16 protein-coding genes are annotated in these 16,221 nt (G+C 63.0%); 8 read left to right on the plus strand and 8 right to left on the minus strand.

Annotated elements, in window-relative coordinates:
- Window positions 1-6: 6 nt before the first annotated feature.
- From KXR72_RS05445 to KXR72_RS05460, 4 genes are all read right to left on the minus strand, one after another.
- Window positions 7-1,116, minus strand: a complete 1,110-nt coding sequence (locus KXR72_RS05445) for an NADH:flavin oxidoreductase/NADH oxidase (RefSeq protein ID WP_437420061.1) — start codon at window positions 1,114-1,116, stop codon at window positions 7-9.
- Between the two features lie 127 nt (window positions 1,117-1,243).
- Window positions 1,244-3,340, minus strand: coding sequence for a molybdopterin oxidoreductase family protein (locus KXR72_RS05450; protein WP_437420062.1), 2,097 nt, complete (start codon window positions 3,338-3,340; stop codon window positions 1,244-1,246).
- 173 nt (window positions 3,341-3,513) lie between these two features.
- Window positions 3,514-5,232, minus strand: coding sequence for a single-stranded-DNA-specific exonuclease RecJ (recJ, locus tag KXR72_RS05455; protein WP_437420063.1), 1,719 nt, complete (start codon window positions 5,230-5,232; stop codon window positions 3,514-3,516).
- 32 nt (window positions 5,233-5,264) lie between these two features.
- Complete coding sequence (locus tag KXR72_RS05460) at window positions 5,265-5,792, minus strand: winged helix DNA-binding protein (protein WP_437420064.1); 528 nt, start codon at window positions 5,790-5,792, stop codon at window positions 5,265-5,267.
- A 194-nt stretch (window positions 5,793-5,986) separates the two neighbouring features.
- Between KXR72_RS05460 and KXR72_RS05465 the strand changes: the two genes are divergently transcribed.
- From KXR72_RS05465 to KXR72_RS05480, 4 genes are all read left to right on the plus strand, one after another.
- Entirely contained in the window at window positions 5,987-6,736 is a 750-nt protein-coding gene (locus KXR72_RS05465) for a 5-oxoprolinase subunit PxpA (protein ID WP_437420065.1), read from the plus strand.
- Complete coding sequence (gene pxpB, locus KXR72_RS05470) at window positions 6,733-7,437, plus strand: 5-oxoprolinase subunit PxpB (RefSeq protein ID WP_437420066.1); 705 nt, start codon at window positions 6,733-6,735, stop codon at window positions 7,435-7,437. The genes KXR72_RS05465 and pxpB overlap by 4 nt, the downstream gene beginning before the upstream one ends.
- Complete coding sequence (locus tag KXR72_RS05475; RefSeq protein ID WP_437420067.1) at window positions 7,434-8,408, plus strand: biotin-dependent carboxyltransferase family protein; 975 nt, start codon at window positions 7,434-7,436, stop codon at window positions 8,406-8,408. Before pxpB ends, KXR72_RS05475 begins: the two co-directional genes overlap by 4 nt.
- A 94-nt stretch (window positions 8,409-8,502) precedes the next feature.
- Window positions 8,503-9,720, plus strand: a complete 1,218-nt coding sequence (locus tag KXR72_RS05480; RefSeq protein ID WP_437420068.1) for an NRAMP family divalent metal transporter — start codon at window positions 8,503-8,505, stop codon at window positions 9,718-9,720.
- 30 nt (window positions 9,721-9,750) lie between these two features.
- On the opposite strand, the gene KXR72_RS05485 is transcribed toward KXR72_RS05480, so the two are convergent.
- Window positions 9,751-10,293, minus strand: coding sequence for a YaeQ family protein (locus KXR72_RS05485; RefSeq protein ID WP_437420069.1), 543 nt, complete (start codon window positions 10,291-10,293; stop codon window positions 9,751-9,753).
- 162 nt (window positions 10,294-10,455) lie between these two features.
- Here KXR72_RS05485 and KXR72_RS05490 point away from each other — a divergent pair, with 162 nt between their 5' ends.
- Complete coding sequence (locus KXR72_RS05490; RefSeq protein WP_437420070.1) at window positions 10,456-10,674, plus strand: bacterioferritin-associated ferredoxin; 219 nt, start codon at window positions 10,456-10,458, stop codon at window positions 10,672-10,674.
- A gap of 198 nt (window positions 10,675-10,872) precedes the next feature.
- Window positions 10,873-11,343, plus strand: coding sequence for a bacterioferritin (bfr, locus tag KXR72_RS05495; protein ID WP_437420071.1), 471 nt, complete (start codon window positions 10,873-10,875; stop codon window positions 11,341-11,343).
- A gap of 113 nt (window positions 11,344-11,456) precedes the next feature.
- Here bfr and grxD read toward each other — a convergent pair whose 3' ends face one another.
- Window positions 11,457-11,783 (minus strand): Grx4 family monothiol glutaredoxin, encoded by a 327-nt coding sequence (grxD, locus tag KXR72_RS05500; protein ID WP_437420072.1) that lies wholly within the window; start codon window positions 11,781-11,783, stop codon window positions 11,457-11,459.
- A gap of 281 nt (window positions 11,784-12,064) precedes the next feature.
- On the opposite strand from grxD, the gene argF reads away from it, so the two are divergent.
- Both argF and KXR72_RS05510 read left to right on the plus strand, forming a co-directional pair.
- The gene (gene argF, locus KXR72_RS05505) at window positions 12,065-12,985 is read left to right on the plus strand and encodes an ornithine carbamoyltransferase (protein ID WP_437420073.1); all 921 of its coding nucleotides are present in this window, start codon (window positions 12,065-12,067) and stop codon (window positions 12,983-12,985) included.
- Entirely contained in the window at window positions 12,982-14,091 is a 1,110-nt protein-coding gene (locus KXR72_RS05510; protein WP_437420074.1) for an ABC transporter ATP-binding protein, read from the plus strand. The genes argF and KXR72_RS05510 overlap by 4 nt, the downstream gene beginning before the upstream one ends.
- Window positions 14,092-14,093: 2 nt before the next feature.
- On the opposite strand, the gene tadA is transcribed toward KXR72_RS05510, so the two are convergent.
- Both tadA and KXR72_RS05520 read right to left on the minus strand, forming a co-directional pair.
- Window positions 14,094-14,600, minus strand: coding sequence for a tRNA adenosine(34) deaminase TadA (tadA, locus tag KXR72_RS05515; protein WP_437420075.1), 507 nt, complete (start codon window positions 14,598-14,600; stop codon window positions 14,094-14,096).
- Between the two features lie 85 nt (window positions 14,601-14,685).
- Window positions 14,686-16,053: a multicopper oxidase family protein gene (locus KXR72_RS05520; RefSeq protein WP_437420076.1), complete on the minus strand. Its 1,368-nt coding sequence runs from the start codon at window positions 16,051-16,053 to the stop codon at window positions 14,686-14,688.
- Window positions 16,054-16,221: the final 168 nt, after the last annotated feature.

The raw sequence follows: 16,221 nt of genomic DNA on the forward strand, positions 1-16,221 counted from the left end.
GAGCGGTCAATCCAGCGGATCGGGTACTTGCCGGATCGGGGTGTTGCGATGCGCAGCGCGCACGTACTGCGCGGGCCATGGCACAGAAGCGTCGCGCAGGTCTTCGGCGGCATGCAGCGGCCAATATGGGTCGCGCAGTAACTCGCGCGCCAGCAGGATAAGATCGGCCTGCCCGGTGCGCAGGATGTGCTCAGCCTGGACTGCCTCGGTGATCATGCCAACGGTGCCGGTGGCGATGCCCGCCTCGCGGCGCACCTGCTCGGCGAACTGAGTCTGGTAACCGGGACCCACAGGGATTTCCGCATTGACTGCCGTTCCGCCGGAAGAGACATCGATCAAGTCCACGCCCAACGGCTTGAGCCGGCGCGCAAGCTCGACGGTTTCCTCGGCATTCCAGCCGTCCTGGACCCAATCGGTCGCCGAAAGCCGCACGAACAGCGGCAGTTCCTGTGGCCAGACAGCCCGCACCGCTTCAGTCACTTCCAGCAACAGCCGGATACGGTTGTCAAAGCAGCCGCCGTAGCCGTCCTGCCGCTGGTTTGAGAGTGGCGAGAGGAACTGATGCAGCAAGTAGCCGTGCGCGGCATGCACCTCGGCCACCTTGAAACCGGCGGCCAATGCGCGCTCAGCCGCGCGGACGAAGGCCTGGATGACGCCCTGGATCCCCGCCTCGTCCAGCGCCGTCGGCACGGCATGCTCCGGGTCGAACGCGATGGTGGACGGACCTACCGGCGTCCAGCCCCCCGCAGCGATAGGTACGCTGCCATGGCGCCCCAGCCAGGGCTGCCAGGTGCTTGCCTTGCGCCCGGCGTGCGCCAGCTGGATGCCCGCAAATGATCCCTGCGCCTCGATGAACCGAGTGATGCGCCGAAGCGGCTCGACGTGCTCGTCGGACCAGATCCCCAGATCCTCCGGCGAAATTCGGCCGTCCGCGGACACCGCCGTAGCCTCGATGATGACCAGCCCGGCCCCGCCCACGGCGCGGCTGCCCAGGTGAACCAGGTGCCAGTCGTTCGCCATGCCGGCCTTCGCCGAGTATTGGCACATGGGCGAGACGGCGATGCGGTTCGGCAGTGTCAACTGGCGCAGGGTGAGCGGCTGGAAGAGCTGTGTCATGGAAACCTCGACTGCATGGATGCGTTAATGGACATCCTTCAGTACAGACTGTTTCCGCGACTTTGCTTACCAGGCGTAACCCTTTGTGTGCAACCGGCAGGCCACTGGGCCACCCTGCCGCCGCCGTTCAGGCGGCCTCGACGGAGACCGGCACACCGTTGAGTACGGCATTGCCCGACAACCTATCGAGCTCGCGCTCGTCGGTCAGGTCGTTGGCGCTCGCACCCGGCTGCTGACTGGCGATGTCCAGCTGGACGCCTGGCCGGTCATGCCCCCAGCCGTGCGGCAGGCTGACAACACCCGGCATCATCTCGTCGCTGGCAGCCAGATCCACCTCAATCATCCCGACCCGCGAGCGAACCCGTACGCGCTGCCCATCCGCCAGGCCCAGCCGGGCCAAGTCCAGCGGGTTCATCAGCAGCTGATGCCGCGGCTTGCCTTTGACTAGCCTGTGATAGTTATGCATCCAGGAATTGTTACTGCGCACGTGGCGGCGGCCAATGAGCACGAGCCCAGTGCCCAACGGCGCAGCCTGCGCGGCGAATCGCTGCAAGTCAGCACGAAACAGGGCCGGCGCCGCCTGCACGTGCTGATTGGCGGTCTTCAATCGTGATGCCAGGTTCGGTTTGAGCGCACCGAGGTCAATCCCGTGCGGGTGTTCGCGCAAGCGGGCCAGACTCAGACCCAGCGGGTGGCCATCGCCGTAGCGTCCGGCCCGCAGGCCCATGTCGATCATCTGCTGCGGCGCGAGGCTGGGCTTGAGCTCTAGGCCCGCTCGCGTCGCGTAGGCCCTGGCCAGCCCGATGAATATCTCCCAGTCATGCAGCGCCCCGTTTGGCTTGTCCAACACCGGCTCGTTGAAGCGGGTGACATTGCGAACGGCGAGCAGGTTGAATGTGCTGTCGTAGTGGTCATGCTCGAGCGGTGCGGTGGGCGGCAGAATGAGGTCGGCGTAGCGGGTGGTCTCGTTGATGTAGAAATCGACACTGAGCATGAACTCGAGCCCGTCCAGCGCCTGTTCCAGCCGGCGCCCGTTCGGCGTCGAGAGCACCGGGTTGCCCGCCACCGTGACCAATGCTCGCACCTGCCCTTCGCCTTCGGTGAGCATCTCTTCGGCCAATGCCGACACTGGCAACTCGCCGCCATATTCGGGCAAGCCGGAGACGCGGCTCTGCCAGCGGTTGAAATGCCCGCCGGAGGCGTTTTCCACAAGATCGACGGCAGGCTCCGTACAGAGCGCCCCGCCGACACGATCTAGATTGCCGGTGACCAAATTGATCGCCTGGACGAGCCATTGGCACAACGTGCCGAAGGCCTGCGTCGAAACGCCCATCCGGCCATAGCAGACCGCACCATCCGCCGCCGCGAAATCCCGGGCCAATTGGCGAATCTGCTCGGCGGGCACACCGCAGCGCAGGCTCATCGACTCGGCGGAAAACGGCATGACCGCCTCGCGCAGCTCCTCCAGCCCCTCGATCGGCAACGCGCTCGGCCGACTCAGGCCTTCATCGAATATCGTGCTGAGCAAACCGAGCAACAGAGCGGCATCCTCACCGGGACGGATGAACAGGTGCTGGTCTGCCATCGCGGCGGTTTCGCTGCGCCGCGGGTCAACCACCACCAGCCGCCCGCCCCGCGCCTGCAACGCTTTGAGCCGCTTTTCAACATCAGGAACGGTCATGATGCTGCCGTTGGAGGCCAGTGGGTTGCCGCCGAGGATCAGCATGAAGCGGGTGTGATCGATGTCCGGGATAGGGATCAGCAAACCATGGCCATACATCATCAGGCTGGTCAGGTGGTGCGGCAGCTGGTCGACCGAGGTGGCAGAGAAGCGGTTGCGCGTCTTCAACTGCCCAAGGAAATAGTTGCTGTGCGTCATCAGGCCGTAGTTATGGACGCTGGGATTGCCCTGATATACCGCCACCGCATTCGAGCCATGGCGTTCCCGGATGCTGGTCAGTTGGTCGGCGACCAGGGCGAAAGCCTCGTCCCAGTCGATCGCCTGCCACTCGTTTCCCACACGCCGCATGGGGTGGCGCAAGCGGTTCGGGTCGTTCTGGATGTCCTGCAGGGCGACCGCCTTGGGGCAGATGTGACCGCGGCTGAAGGGATCGGCCGGATCGCCCTTGATCGACAGGATTTGCTCGTCGCGGGTCTCGATGGTCAGGCCGCAAATGGCCTCGCACAAGTGGCAGGCACGGTAGTGCCGGGTCGTCTCGCTCATGGCAGGCTCCACTGGATCGTTTTTGTAATCCAGTCACTCTAGGCCGGCGCCGCGAAGCCGCCAATCAAGCACGGCGTGGCAAATAGGGTTCGATTCAGATGACCGATCATGTGAAGAGCCGCAAATCCAATCTGCGGCCCTTTTGGCGGGGTTGGCGGCGTTGGCGGGGTTCCCTAGCGCGCGGCGAGGTGCGCGACGAGTAATTGCACGCTTTCGCGCCCTCGAAACTCGTTGACGTCGAGCTTGTAGGCCACATCTGCCCAGCGCACCGTCGGGTTTGGCCACAGCTCGCGGTCGACGTTGAAGGCGATGCCGTCGAGCGTCAGCGAGCCGCACTCACTCTTGAGTACCAGTTTCAGGTGCTTCTCGCCGCCGACCAGCCGCTGCTCGACCACTTGGAATACGCCATGGAAGACCGGCTCGGGAAAATGCTGGCCCCAAGGCCCGGCGTTGCGCAGTGCCTTGGCCAGCTCGAGGTGAAACTCTTCGATGCTCAATTGCCCGTCGGTCAGCAGCCGCCCGGTCAGGTCGTCTTCACACAATTGACGCCGCACTTCAGCATCGAAGGCCGTGGCGAAGGCACCAAAATTGGTTTCCGGCAGGGACAACCCTGCCGCCATCGCATGCCCGCCGAATTTGCTGATCAGCCCCGGGTGACGGGCGGCGACGGCATCCAGCGCATCACGAATATGAAAGCCCGGCACAGAGCGCGCCGACCCTTTGAGCAGGCCCTCGCCGGCGTCAGCGAAGGCGATCGTCGGCCGGTGGTAACGCTCCTTCAGGCGCGACGCGAGGATGCCGATGACCCCCTGATGCCAGTCTGGATCGAACAGGCATAGGCCGAACGGCATGTCCTCGACAGCCAGTTCCTTGAGCTGCGCCAGGGCCTCGCGCTGCATGCCCTGCTCGATGCCCTTGCGGTCCTGGTTCAATTGATCGAGCTGCACGGCCATATCACGGGCCAGCGCTTCGTCTTCGCAGAGCAGGCACTCGATGCCCAGCGCCATGTCGTCGAGGCGCCCCGCCGCGTTCAAGCGTGGGCCGAGAATGAAGCCGAGATCGGTCGAGGTAATACGGCTGTGGTCGCGCCCGGCGACTTCCAGAATTGCGCGCAAACCAGGCCGCGCCCGACCGGCACGGATTCGCGCCAATCCCTGATGAACCAGAATGCGATTGTTCGCGTCCAGCGGCACCACGTCAGCCACGCTGCCGAGGGCGACCAGGTCCAGCAGTTCGGCAAGGTTGGGCTCGGCGCGCCCGGTGCGCGAAAACCAGCCGTTCTCGCGCAACGCCGCACGCAGGGCCAGCAGCACGTAGAAGATGACGCCGACGCCAGCGATGCACTTGCTCGGAAAGCTGCACTCGGGCTGGTTGGGGTTGACGATGGCGTCAGCGCCGGGCATTTCCGGGCCCGGCAGATGGTGGTCCGTGACCAACACCTTGAGCCCGGCGGCCTTGGCCGCAGCGACACCCTCGACACTGGAAATGCCGTTGTCCACAGTCACCAGCAGATCCGGCTGGCGTTCGAGCGCCACGGCGACGATTTCAGGCGTCAGGCCGTACCCGTACTCGAAGCGATTGGGGACCAGATAGTCCACATGCGCGGCGCCGAGCTGGCGCAGCCCAAGCACGCCGACGGTGCTGGCCGTGGCACCATCGGCATCGAAGTCACCGACGAACAGGATCCGCTGGCCGCGCTCGAGTGCCTCGACCAACAGCGCAACTGCGCCGTCGATACCTTTGAGTTGCCGGTAGGGAATGAGCCGAGCGAGGCCTTTGTCCAGTTCAGCCACCGACTGCACGCCGCGCGCGGCATAGAGCCGCGTCAGCAGGGGCGGCAGGTCGCCCAGGTCGGGAAGCCGTTCGGGAAGCGGGCGGGGTTCGATGCGCATCTGAGGTTATCCGGCGAGCAGCATGGGGTGGATCAAAGCGAGGTGGCGGCGCGCGCAGCCTGGTCGTAGAGGCCGGACATGGCGCGCAGCAAGCCGGCCAGACGATGGATGTCCTCCGGGTCGACGTTCAGGTTCTCGAACGAGGCGATCAGGCATTCGCGCCGGATATCGGCGTATTCCTGGCACAGCTCGCGCCCTTTGTCGGTCGTCCGGTAGAACATTTCCTTGCCCTGTTTCTCGCCTTCGACCAGGCCGAGCTTGCCGAGCTTTTTCAACGCATAAGTCACGGTGTGGGTGTCTTCGACGTTCAGCAACAAGCAAATGTCCGCCTGTCGCTTCGCACGCCCTCGGCTGGTCAGGTTGTGCAGCACCATCACATCCAGCGCGTTCATCTCTACCGCGCCGGACGCCTTCATGCAGCGCTCCATCCAACGCATCAGCGCGGCGCTGGCGACGATGATGCCGTATTCCAGCTCAGACAACTCCTGGGACTGCTCGGCCAGGTGGGCCGAGGCGACGATCGGGGATCGCAACGGACGAGGGAGTTTGGAATCAACCATCTAGCGGACCATGGCCTGTCGGGGCGTAGCGTTGCCGCGCCCAGTGAATCGAGGAGCGCAAGCATACAGCAATGCACGAGACGGGGGCCGCCAGGGAAGACACAGAAAAAAGTTATTGATAATTCGTTGATGTTTTATCAATGTAGTCTTCATGTTCATCGGCAAGCTTTCGCGAGCCGCTAGCGAGGATGGTTATGAAACGTCTGCTTCTGAACTGCGACATTGGCGAGAGCTTTGGCGCCTGGACCATGGGCCTGGATGCGGAGGTCATGCCCTACATCGATTGCGCCAACGTCGCTTGCGGCTTCCACGCGTCAGACCCGCAAATCATGCGCCGCACCGTCGCGCTGGCGGTGCAGCACCATGTGAAGATCGGCGCACACCCCGCCTACCCCGATCTGGTCGGGTTCGGCCGCCGATCGATGGCCTGCAGCCCGGATGAAGTCGAGAACATGCTGCTCTATCAGATTGGTGCGCTGGACGGCATCTGCCGTGCCGAGGGCACCCAGGTGCGCTACGTGAAACCGCACGGTGCGCTCTACAACGACATGATGCGCAACCCTGAGCTACTGCGTGGGGTGATGCGTGCGGTCCGGGGGTACGCGCCATCGTTGCCCTTGATGCTGATGTCGACTCGCGACACTGGCGCGGCACAGGCGATGGCCGACGAGATGGGTATCACCCTATGGTTCGAGGCGTTTGCCGATCGCGCTTACGACCCGGCCGGCATGCTGGTTTCGCGCACCCAGCCGGGAGCCGTCCATCACGACGCCGAGGTCGTTATGGCGCAGGCCCTGGCCCTGGCTCGCGGTGAACCGCTGACCGCCAGCGATGGCTCCGCCCTGACCCTTCGCGTCGACACCCTGTGCGTGCATGGCGACAACGCGGCCTCGATCGCCGCGGTGCAGCGCATCCGCCAGGCACTTGAGGCCCTGCCGGCATGAACCCACGCATCGAGGTGGTCGGCATCGACAGCCTGATGGTGCGCCTGTTCGAGGCTATCGACGAAGCCCACATGCCCTGGCTGCTCGCCGCAACTCGCCGCCTGCACGAAACATTTGGCCCGGCACTCATCGATCTGGTGCCCTCCTACACCACGCTGTTGGTTCACTACGATCTGAACATGCTCGACGACCGTCAGGCACGCCAGCGCATCGCCGAGGCGCTGGAAGGCCTGGAACCGGAAACGGATGCCGAGCGGCGTGAACTGCAGATCCCCGTGTGGTACGACGCCAGCGTGGGCCCGGACCTCGAGGGGCTCGGCCAACGCAGCGGGTTGGGGGTGGCGGGCGTCATCAGACGCCACAGCGAGCGGGCATATCAAGTGTTCGCCTTGGGATTCGCGCCGGGCTTCGCCTTCATGGGGCTGGTCGACGAATGCCTGGCCAGCCCGCGCTTGCAGACGCCTCGCCAACAGGTCACGGCCGGCAGCCTCGGCATCGCCGATCGCCAGACTGCGATCTATCCGCTGGTATCGCCGGGCGGATGGAACCTGATCGGCCGCAGTCCGGCCCGCCTGTTCGACAGGGATCTGGATGGTTACAGCCTCTGCCAACCTGGCGACCGGGTTCGCTTTCAGCCGATCGACCGAGCCGAATTCATCCGCCTTGGTGGCGACGACCGTCCATTTGAGGAAACGCCATGACGCTAATCGTCGAACGCAGCGGAGCGCTGGCTAGCCTCCAGGACATGGGCCGCTTCGGTGTCCGTCACCTGGGCGTGACACAAGGCGGCGCGGCGGACTGGGTGTCGCATGCCTGGGCTAACGGGCTGCTGGGCAATGCCTTTCAGACGGCCACCCTCGAAATCACGCTGGGCAATCTGACGCTTCGCGCTGAGGCCGATGGCTGCCTGGCGCTGTGTGGTGCGGATCTGGGCGCGACGCTCGATGAACAAACAGTCGAGCCTGGCCGCAGCTTTCGCATCCGTCGCGGCCAGCGCTTGCGCTTCGCCACTCCGAAACAAGGCGTGCGCGCCTACCTGGCAGCGCCGGGCGGCTTTGTTGCGCCTCAGCTGATGGGCAGCGGCGCCACGGTCCGCCGCGAAGGCCTGGGAGGGCTGCACGGCGATGGCCGCACCCTGGTCGAAGGCGATCGCCTGAGCTGGCTGGCGACCGCCGAGCTGGAACCACGCCGCCTGCCGCCCGGTCACGTCAGCCTGTTCGACTCGGGCACTCCGCTCCCTGTGGTATTGGGCGCGCAGATCGGCGACTTCAACGGCCAAAGCCTATTCGACGCGTTCAATGCGCGCTGGACGGTCGACCAGCGCGCCGACCGCATGGGCATACGCCTGCTCGGCCCGGCATTGCGCACTGCGCGGCAATCCATGGTTTCCGAGGGCGTCCCGCTTGGTGCCATCCAGGTGCCGCCCGATGGCCAACCAATCGTGTTGATGAACGATCGTCAGACCATCGGCGGCTACCCTCGGCTCGGCGCGTTGACGCCGCTGGCCGTGGCACAGCTCGCTCAGTGCCTGCCGGGCACCGAGGTGCGATTCCAGCCAGTCGGGCTTGCGGTCGCCCAGCAGGCGCAACGTCGCGCACTCGCGCTCTGGCGGGACCTCTTCGACACCCATCTGTCCAGCCAACCAACGCGGATGCACACGGCCGGCGACTGAACTGCCGCCCAGAACAAGAAAAATTACACCCTTCACCGGGCCCACCCCGGCTGCATTTCCTACCTGCCCCAACATCAAGAAAAAAGGTAACCCAATGCACCCCACCCCTAGCGCACCCACCGCGTCCCAGCGAAACGTCCTGCGCGGCGCCATCTTCATCATGGCGACGTCCTCGATCGGTCCGGCTTTCCTCACCCAGACGTCCCTGTTCACCGAGAAATACCTGGCGAGCTTCGCCTTCGCGATCGTCATTTCGCTGCTGATCGACATCGGCGCTCAACTCAACATCTGGCGGATCATCACCGTCGCCAACCTACGCGGCCAGGACGTGGCGAACCGGGTGCTACCGGGTGTCGGGCATCTGATTTCCGCTTTCATCGTGCTCGGCGGCGTCGCGTTCAACATCGGCAATATCGGCGGCGCCGGGCTGGCGATGAATGTCATCTTCGGGATCCCGCCAGTGATCGGCTCGCTGATCGCCGCCGTGCTGATCATCGGCCTTTTTTTGCTGCGCAACGCCAAGGGCGTGATGGACTCGGTCATGCAGCTGCTGGGGCTGGTGATGCTGTGCATGATCGGCTACGCGATGTTGCAATCGAGCCCACCGCTGCTGGAAGCGATCAACCGCAGCTTCAACCCGGACGATCCCATGATTTTGCTGTTGCCAATCGTGACGCTGGTCGGCGGCACAGTAGGCGGCTACATCTCGTTTTCCGGCGGGCACCGCTTGGTCGAGGCGGGCATCACCGGCGTCGAGAACGTCGGCGTGGTTACGCGCGCCGCCGTGACGGGGATCGCCACAACCGGTGTCGTGCGGATCTGTCTATTCCTGGCAGCGTTGGGCGTGGTCAGCCAGGGCTTGGCACTGGACCCGGGCAACCCGGCCGCCTCGGTGTTTTCGCACTCGATGGGGACCATCGGCTACAAGATTTTCGGCGTAGTGCTGTTGGCCGCATCGGTGTCGTCGGTGATCGGCGCAGCCTATACCAGCGTGACGTTCATGTACTCGCTGCACAAAGGCATCGAGCGCAACAACCGTTGGGTGGTGATTGGTTTCATCGCCTGCTCGACGCTGATCTACAGCCTGGTCGGCCAGCCTGTGAAAGTGCTGGTAGTAGCCGGGACGCTGAATGCCCTGGTCTTACCGCTGGCGCTTGGCTGCGTGCTATGGGCTGCCAAGAAGCCAGCCATCGTTGGCGACCGCTATCAGCACCCGACTTGGATGCTCCTGTTCGGTCTGCTCGCGATGGTCGCGACCGCAGTAGGTGTGGTGATGTCGTTTAATGCCCTGCTGCAGTTCTGGCAATCCTGATACGCGAGGAGCCGGCTCGCGCACGGCTCCTCAGTCGCGCCCGCCGATCAACCACTGCAACGGGACCTCGTGCTGGCCCCGCTCGTCTGTGATGAACAGCGCGCCCTCGCTGATCATCACGCTCCAGTTGATCGCGCGCGGCATATCCTGCGCCACGGTTTCCAGCGCCTCCTGATCAACCGCAACCACGTTGATTTTTTTCAGGCTGCGCACCGCGTCCAACACCTTGGTCTGCCAGACCCGCAGGTTGCCGTAGGCCACCAGGCTGAAGCGTTCGGCACGCCGGGAGCACCAGGTGATGCGCTCAGCATCGGGCTGGCCCACTTCGATCCAATGCAGCACTCGGTCGTCGAGGCTCTTCTCCCACAACGCCGGCTCGTCGACATCGGACAGCCCACGACCAAACGCCAATTGCTCGCCATACCAGAGCACAAAAGCGATCAACCGTGCGGCCAGGCGTTCTTCGGTTTCCGAAGGGTGCCGAGCCACCGTGAAACGCAGGTCTTGGTACACGTTGCGGTCGAGGTCGGTGAGGTTGATTTCGACTTTATAAGGCGTGGCTTGCAGGGCCATGTCGGCTCCGGGCGGAAAAAGGTGTCGCAGTGTACTCCATGCCAAACACGACATCGCCATCGATGCGGCGCCGGCCGGTAGCGAAACCCGACGAGCGCACTTTGACAATCATTCTCATTATATTTAGCATCACCACCATTCGCAGACCCAACGGGTAGTTCTATGTACGTGTGTCTTTGCCAAGGTGTTACCGATGGCCAGATCCGTGAGGCCATCTATGAAGGTTGCTGCAGCTATCGTGAGGTCCGCGAAGCGACAGGGGTCGCCACTCAGTGCGGTAAATGTGCGTGCTTGGCCAAACAGGTCGTTCGCGACACCCTGAGCGACATCCAGGGAGCCAACGCTGCACTCGCCTACCCAGCAGGCTTCGTACCTGCTTGATACAAAATCGAATTCGAAAAGCCGGGCACATGCCCGGCTTTTTTATTGCTGCAAATCAAAGAGTTGCCGGCAAGGCGCAGAACAGACGTATTCCCATTTCGGTTTACTCGTTAACATTCAATGACTTAGGTTTGACAGCCTGCACCTTCGTGGCCAGACTGCGCACATCACGAACCCGATTCCACGCAGGGTACAGACATGAAAGGCGACAAGCTGGTCATTCAGCACCTGAACAAAATCCTCGGCAACGAACTGGTTGCGATCAACCAGTACTTCCTCCATGCACGCATGTATGAGGACTGGGGCCTCGGCAAACTCGGCAAGCATGAGTACGAGGAATCCATCGATGAGATGAAACATGCCGACAAGCTCATCAAGCGCATTCTCTTTCTCGAAGGCCTACCCAACCTGCAGGACCTCGGCAAGCTGTTGATCGGCGAGAACACGCGGGAAATGCTCGAATGCGACCTCAAGTTGGAACAGGGCGGCATGCAAGACCTCAAGGTCGCGATCGCCTTCTGCGAGAGCGTTGGTGACTACGGCACCCGCGAACTGCTCGAAGATATTCTCGAATCCGAAGAAGAGCACATCGACTGGCTGGAAACCCAGTTGAGCCTGATCGATAAAGTAGGGATCGAGAACTACCTGCAATCGCAAATGGATGAATAACAGGCGCTCGCCTCGTCGAAGAACGGGAGCCGCGTGCTCCCGCTTTTCATCCCTGCTCAAACAACAAACCCGCCATCAGGCGGGTTTGTTGTTTGAGCAGTAAGCCGGATTCATCAAGCGCCCGCTTGCTGCGCAGCATCCTTGATCAGGGTTTGCAGCTCGCCCTTTTCGAACATTTCCAGAATGATGTCGCTACCCCCGACCAACTCGCCATTGACCCACAACTGCGGGAAGGTCGGCCAGTTGGCGTACTTGGGCAGATTGGCGCGGATCTCGGGATTCTGAAGGATGTCGACGTAAGCGAACTTCTCGCCGCAACCCATGAGGGCTTGGGTCGCACGCGCGGAGAAACCGCACTGCGGCGCATTCGGCGAGCCTTTCATGTACAGCAGAATCGGATTCTTTTCGATCTGCTCTTTGATGGTTTCGATGATATCCATGGGGCACCTCGGCTAGTCACGGTTGCGGCGCATTGTACAGAACTGACGCTGGAAAGCCGAGTGCAGGGCTCGGCTTTGCGTTCTCCGCGGCGCCCACGCCAGCTCCAGTAGCGCCGCCTAATGCCCCGTTATGGCTGTTCGCGGTCGATTTGCGCCGTCAAAGCCTTTCTGGATAAGATCGCGCCTTTCCCGTTTCGTCGCTCCCCGTGCGACCCGCTGTCGTAGGCCCTTTCTGCTTTCTTGAAATCCTGGCCGTGGCGGCGGCAATAAAGGTAGTTGATATGAGCGCAAGGCATTTTCTCTCACTGATGGATTGCACGCCCCAGGAGCTTAACGACCTGGTACGTCGCGGCATCGAGCTGAAGGATCTGCGCAAGCGCGGCGTCCTGTTCGAACCCCTCAAGAACCGCGTGCTGGGCATGATCTTCGAGAAGGCCTCGACCCGTACGCGCGTATCGTTCGAAGCCGGCATGATCCAGCTGGGCGGCCAGGCGATCTTCCTGTCCACGCGCGACACGCAGCTGGGCCGTGGAGAGCCGGTCTGCGACTCGGCCATCGTGATGTCAAGCATGCTCGATGCCGTGATGATCCGGACCTTCGCTCACTCGACACTGACCGAGTTCGCCGCGCATTCCGCGGCCCCGGTGATCAATGGCCTCTCCGATGACCTGCACCCCTGCCAGCTGATGGCCGACATGCAGACCTTTCATGAACACCGCGGCAGCATCGCCGGCAAGACAGTGGCATGGATCGGCGATGGCAATAACATGTGCAATACCTATATAGAAGCTGCCATTCAGTTCGACTTCCAATTGCGTATCGCGTGCCCGGAGGGCTACGAGCCGAAGGCTGATCTGCTGGCGAAGGCCCGCGACCGGGTCCAGGTGCTTCGCGACCCGCGTGCAGCCGCTGACGGGGCCCACTTGATCAGCACTGACGTCTGGGCGTCGATGGGGCAGGAAGAAGAAGTTGCGGCGCGTATCGCCACCTTCCGTCCATATCAAGTGGATCGCGCGCTGCTGGACATGGCCGCCAAGGACGTTGTGTTCATGCACTGCCTGCCTGCCCATCGCGGTGAGGAGATCAGCCAGGACCTGCTGGACGATCCCCGCTCGGTGGCCTGGGACCAGGCTGAAAACCGCTTGCACGTGCAGAAGGCACTGCTGGAATTCCTGGTCGAACCGGCCTACCACCACGCATGAGCAGCGGGCCGCTGCTTCAGCTGCGCGAGCTGGATTGCGGCTACGGCGCTCAAAGCGTCGTGCGGCATCTCAACCTGCATCTCAACCGCGGGGAAATCGGCTGCCTGCTGGGCCCGTCCGGCTGCGGCAAGACGACCACGCTCCGGGCCATTGCGGGCTTCGAACCCGTCAATGCAGGGGAAATCCAGCTCGGCGACACGCTCATTTCGCGCAAGGGCCATACCCTGGCACCGGAAAAGCGCCGGATCGGAATGGTGTTCCAGGACTATGCGCTATTCCCTCACCTGACAGTGGCGGAGAACGTTGGCTTCGGGATTCGCAAGCATCCAAACAGTGAGCGAATCGTGCACGAGATGCTCGAGCTGGTGCACCTCACCTCGCTCGCCAAGCGTTATCCCCATGAGCTGTCCGGCGGCCAGCAACAGCGTGTCGCGCTCGCCCGCGCCCTGGCGCCCGAGCCCGAGCTCCTGTTGCTCGACGAGCCCTTTTCCAACCTGGACGGCGACCTGCGCCGACGCCTCAGCCACGAAGTGCGCGAAATTCTCAAAGCGCGGGGGACCAGCGCCATCCTGGTGACCCACGATCAGGAAGAAGCGTTTGCCGTCAGCGACCAGGTCGGGGTCTTCAAGGACGGCCGACTCGAGCAGTGGGATACGCCCTACAACCTGTATCACGAACCACTGACTCCCTTCGTGGCGAGCTTCATCGGCCAGGGTTATTTCATTCGGGGCCAGCTGCTCGACCCCGAGACCGTGCGGACCGAGCTCGGCGTTATCCGTGGCAATCGCGCGTACGTCATACCCGCCGGTAGCTCAGTAGACGTGCTATTGCGCCCCGACGACATCGTCTACGCACCGGAGAGCAGCCTCAAGACCCTGATCGTCGGCAAGACATTCCTTGGCGCCTCGACGCTGTATCGCCTGCAATTGCCGACCGGCAACCAGCTCGAGGGCATCTTTCCCAGCCACGCCGATTTTCGCACCGGCGACTCGGTGGGCATCGCCATTGCAGCGGATCACTTGGTCGTGTTCCCCGCCCAAGGCAGCGTCGCCGCGCATGAGAAGCTGCCCGAAACTGGCGTGCGCCGTTACAGCAGCGATATCTGAGGTTACTGGTCGGCGGCGGGCTCTTTGCGCCCGATCAAACGACGCTGACGAAAGAAGTCACTGAGCATTGCGCTGCATGCGTCTGCCATCAGCCCACCCTCCACCAATACCCGGTGGTTGAGAAAGGCCTGCTCGAAAAATTGGCCCCGGCTCAGTGCCACGCCCGCCTTCGGCTCGGTCGCGCCAAACACCACTCGCTGGATTCTCGAATGGACAATCAGCCCGGCGCACATACTGCACGGCTCCAAGGTCACATATAGGGTGCTACCCGGCAGGCGATAGTTCTCCAAGCTGGACGCCGCATCGCGGATCGCGACCATCTCGGCATGCGCACTCGGATCATGTCGGGAGATTGGGCAATTAAAGCCGCGCCCAACGACCTGACCGCCTTGCACCAGCACAGCGCCGACCGGTACTTCACCGCGCTCGGCACCCTGGGCTGCCAGTGCTAGCGCCTCGCGCATGAAGTGCTCGTCCTGGCTGCGATCGATGATCAGGGGTCTTTTCATGTTGGCTCTGCATGATGGTCGGACCGGCGGATTGTACCCGCCATATCCACCCGCCGCCCCGCGCGCTCATTCATAACCGCTTGGCTCAAACCACCTCGATCGCAGCCATCAGCCCGGTTTCCATGTGGTCGATGACATGGCAATGAAACATCCATACGCCTGGGTTATCAGCAACCAGCGCGATGCGCGCCGTCTCGTTCTTGCCCAACAGGTAAGTGTCGGTGAACCACGGGTCGATGCGCCGGCGGTTCGATCCGATGACCTTGAAGGTCATGCCGTGCAAGTGGATCGGATGCTGGTACTGGCTGAGATTGCGCAGTTCGAAGATGTAATGACCGTTTCGCTTCAAGGTTGCGATTGGCCGGTCGGCGCAGGTCTTGTCGTTGATATCCCAGGCCTGCCCATTGACCTGCCAGAAAGTAAACGCTTTGCCCTCCCCCGCATCGCTGGACAGGGTGCCCGCCCATTCGAAATTGAACCGCAGCGTTTCTGCCTTCGCCAGGTCAGGCTCGGCGATGGGGTTCGGCGGCAGCGCAGCCGGCCAGACGGCCTCGCCGCCTGTGCCCGCCCCCGTGAACGTTGCCAAGCGCAGCGGACCATTACGCAGGGCTATCTGCTCACCCACTTGCGGTGCCCTCAGCGCGAGGTCGAGCCGCATGCCGGGGCCGAGCCAATAGTCCTTGCCCAGCACACGTGGTTCTACTGGATGACCATCAATGGCGTAGATGCGCGCCTCGCCCGCAGACAGGTTGAGCCGGTAGGTCAGCGTGTTGTCCAGATTGAGGATCCGCAGCCGCACGACCTGACCTGCCGGCAGGTCCAGCAAAGGCGCATGCTCGCCGTTAATGGTCGACAAGACCCCGGGCGTGCCGCCACGCGCAGCCTCTCGTGGCACGCTGAAATCGGTGAAGGCGCCCTGCTTGTCTACATGCCAGCTCTTCAGCGACAACGTGCGCTCGTGGATGAAGCCGGAGGGTGTGCGCTCCTCGACGATCAGCGGCCCAACGAGTCCCCGCCCCAGCTGTTCAGCACTGGTCGTGTGCGGGTGATACCAGAAGCTGCCCGCGTCCTCGACTTTGAACTGGTAGTCGAACGACTCACCGGGCAAAACCGGCAGTTGCGAGACATAGGGCACTCCGTCCATTTCGAGCGGCACACGAATACCGTGCCAATGAATGGTCGTCGGCTCGGGCAAGTGGTTGGTGAAACGTACACGCAGCCAATCGCCCTGACGTGCGCGCAGTTCCAACCCTGGCGCGCGTCCCCCGTAGCACCAAGCTGGCGTCTGGTGTCCAGCGATCAGCTCGAGGTCCTGAGGCGCTGCAATCAGCTCATAGTCATGGGTGATCGGGGCGGCTGGACGGCCCAGCCAATACCGCGCGCCACTGCCTGCGGCGCCAAGCACGGCCAGTCCGGCCAGCCCGGTCAACATCTTTCGTCGAGTAAAAGTCATCTTGCTTCCATAGAACATGCGAGCCGCACAGAAAAGGAATACCTCGCATTTGCAACATGCTACAGGGTCTGGTGCCGCCAGGCATCTTCGGACTACCAGCGGCACCAAACGACCAGATCGAACCCCCCGTCGCTGATGGGCGTCTACAGCTTCGTCGGCTCGACTTGC

It is taken from the genome of Stutzerimonas chloritidismutans, from assembly GCF_051486945.1.
Taxonomy (GTDB): domain Bacteria; phylum Pseudomonadota; class Gammaproteobacteria; order Pseudomonadales; family Pseudomonadaceae; genus Stutzerimonas; species Stutzerimonas chloritidismutans_B.

Excerpts from the sequence above, each read along its gene's own strand:
- KXR72_RS05465 (WP_437420065.1), top strand. The coding sequence starts at position 5,987 with ATGAAACGTCTGCTTCTGAACTGCGACATTGGCGAGAGCTTTGGCGCC.
- tadA (WP_437420075.1), bottom strand. The coding sequence starts at position 14,600 with ATGAAAAGACCCCTGATCATCGATCGCAGCCAGGACGAGCACTTCATG.
- KXR72_RS05485 (WP_437420069.1), bottom strand. The coding sequence starts at position 10,293 with ATGGCCCTGCAAGCCACGCCTTATAAAGTCGAAATCAACCTCACCGAC.
- KXR72_RS05460 (WP_437420064.1), bottom strand. The coding sequence starts at position 5,792 with ATGGTTGATTCCAAACTCCCTCGTCCGTTGCGATCCCCGATCGTCGCC.
- KXR72_RS05480 (WP_437420068.1), top strand. The coding sequence starts at position 8,503 with ATGCACCCCACCCCTAGCGCACCCACCGCGTCCCAGCGAAACGTCCTG.
- KXR72_RS05520 (WP_437420076.1), bottom strand. The coding sequence starts at position 16,053 with ATGACTTTTACTCGACGAAAGATGTTGACCGGGCTGGCCGGACTGGCC.
- KXR72_RS05475 (WP_437420067.1), top strand. The coding sequence starts at position 7,434 with ATGACGCTAATCGTCGAACGCAGCGGAGCGCTGGCTAGCCTCCAGGAC.
- argF (WP_437420073.1), top strand. The coding sequence starts at position 12,065 with ATGAGCGCAAGGCATTTTCTCTCACTGATGGATTGCACGCCCCAGGAG.
- KXR72_RS05510 (WP_437420074.1), top strand. The coding sequence starts at position 12,982 with ATGAGCAGCGGGCCGCTGCTTCAGCTGCGCGAGCTGGATTGCGGCTAC.
- KXR72_RS05490 (WP_437420070.1), top strand. The coding sequence starts at position 10,456 with ATGTACGTGTGTCTTTGCCAAGGTGTTACCGATGGCCAGATCCGTGAG.
- pxpB (WP_437420066.1), top strand. The coding sequence starts at position 6,733 with ATGAACCCACGCATCGAGGTGGTCGGCATCGACAGCCTGATGGTGCGC.
- grxD (WP_437420072.1), bottom strand. The coding sequence starts at position 11,783 with ATGGATATCATCGAAACCATCAAAGAGCAGATCGAAAAGAATCCGATT.
- KXR72_RS05450 (WP_437420062.1), bottom strand. The coding sequence starts at position 3,340 with ATGAGCGAGACGACCCGGCACTACCGTGCCTGCCACTTGTGCGAGGCC.
- bfr (WP_437420071.1), top strand. The coding sequence starts at position 10,873 with ATGAAAGGCGACAAGCTGGTCATTCAGCACCTGAACAAAATCCTCGGC.
- recJ (WP_437420063.1), bottom strand. The coding sequence starts at position 5,232 with ATGCGCATCGAACCCCGCCCGCTTCCCGAACGGCTTCCCGACCTGGGC.
- KXR72_RS05445 (WP_437420061.1), bottom strand. The coding sequence starts at position 1,116 with ATGACACAGCTCTTCCAGCCGCTCACCCTGCGCCAGTTGACACTGCCG.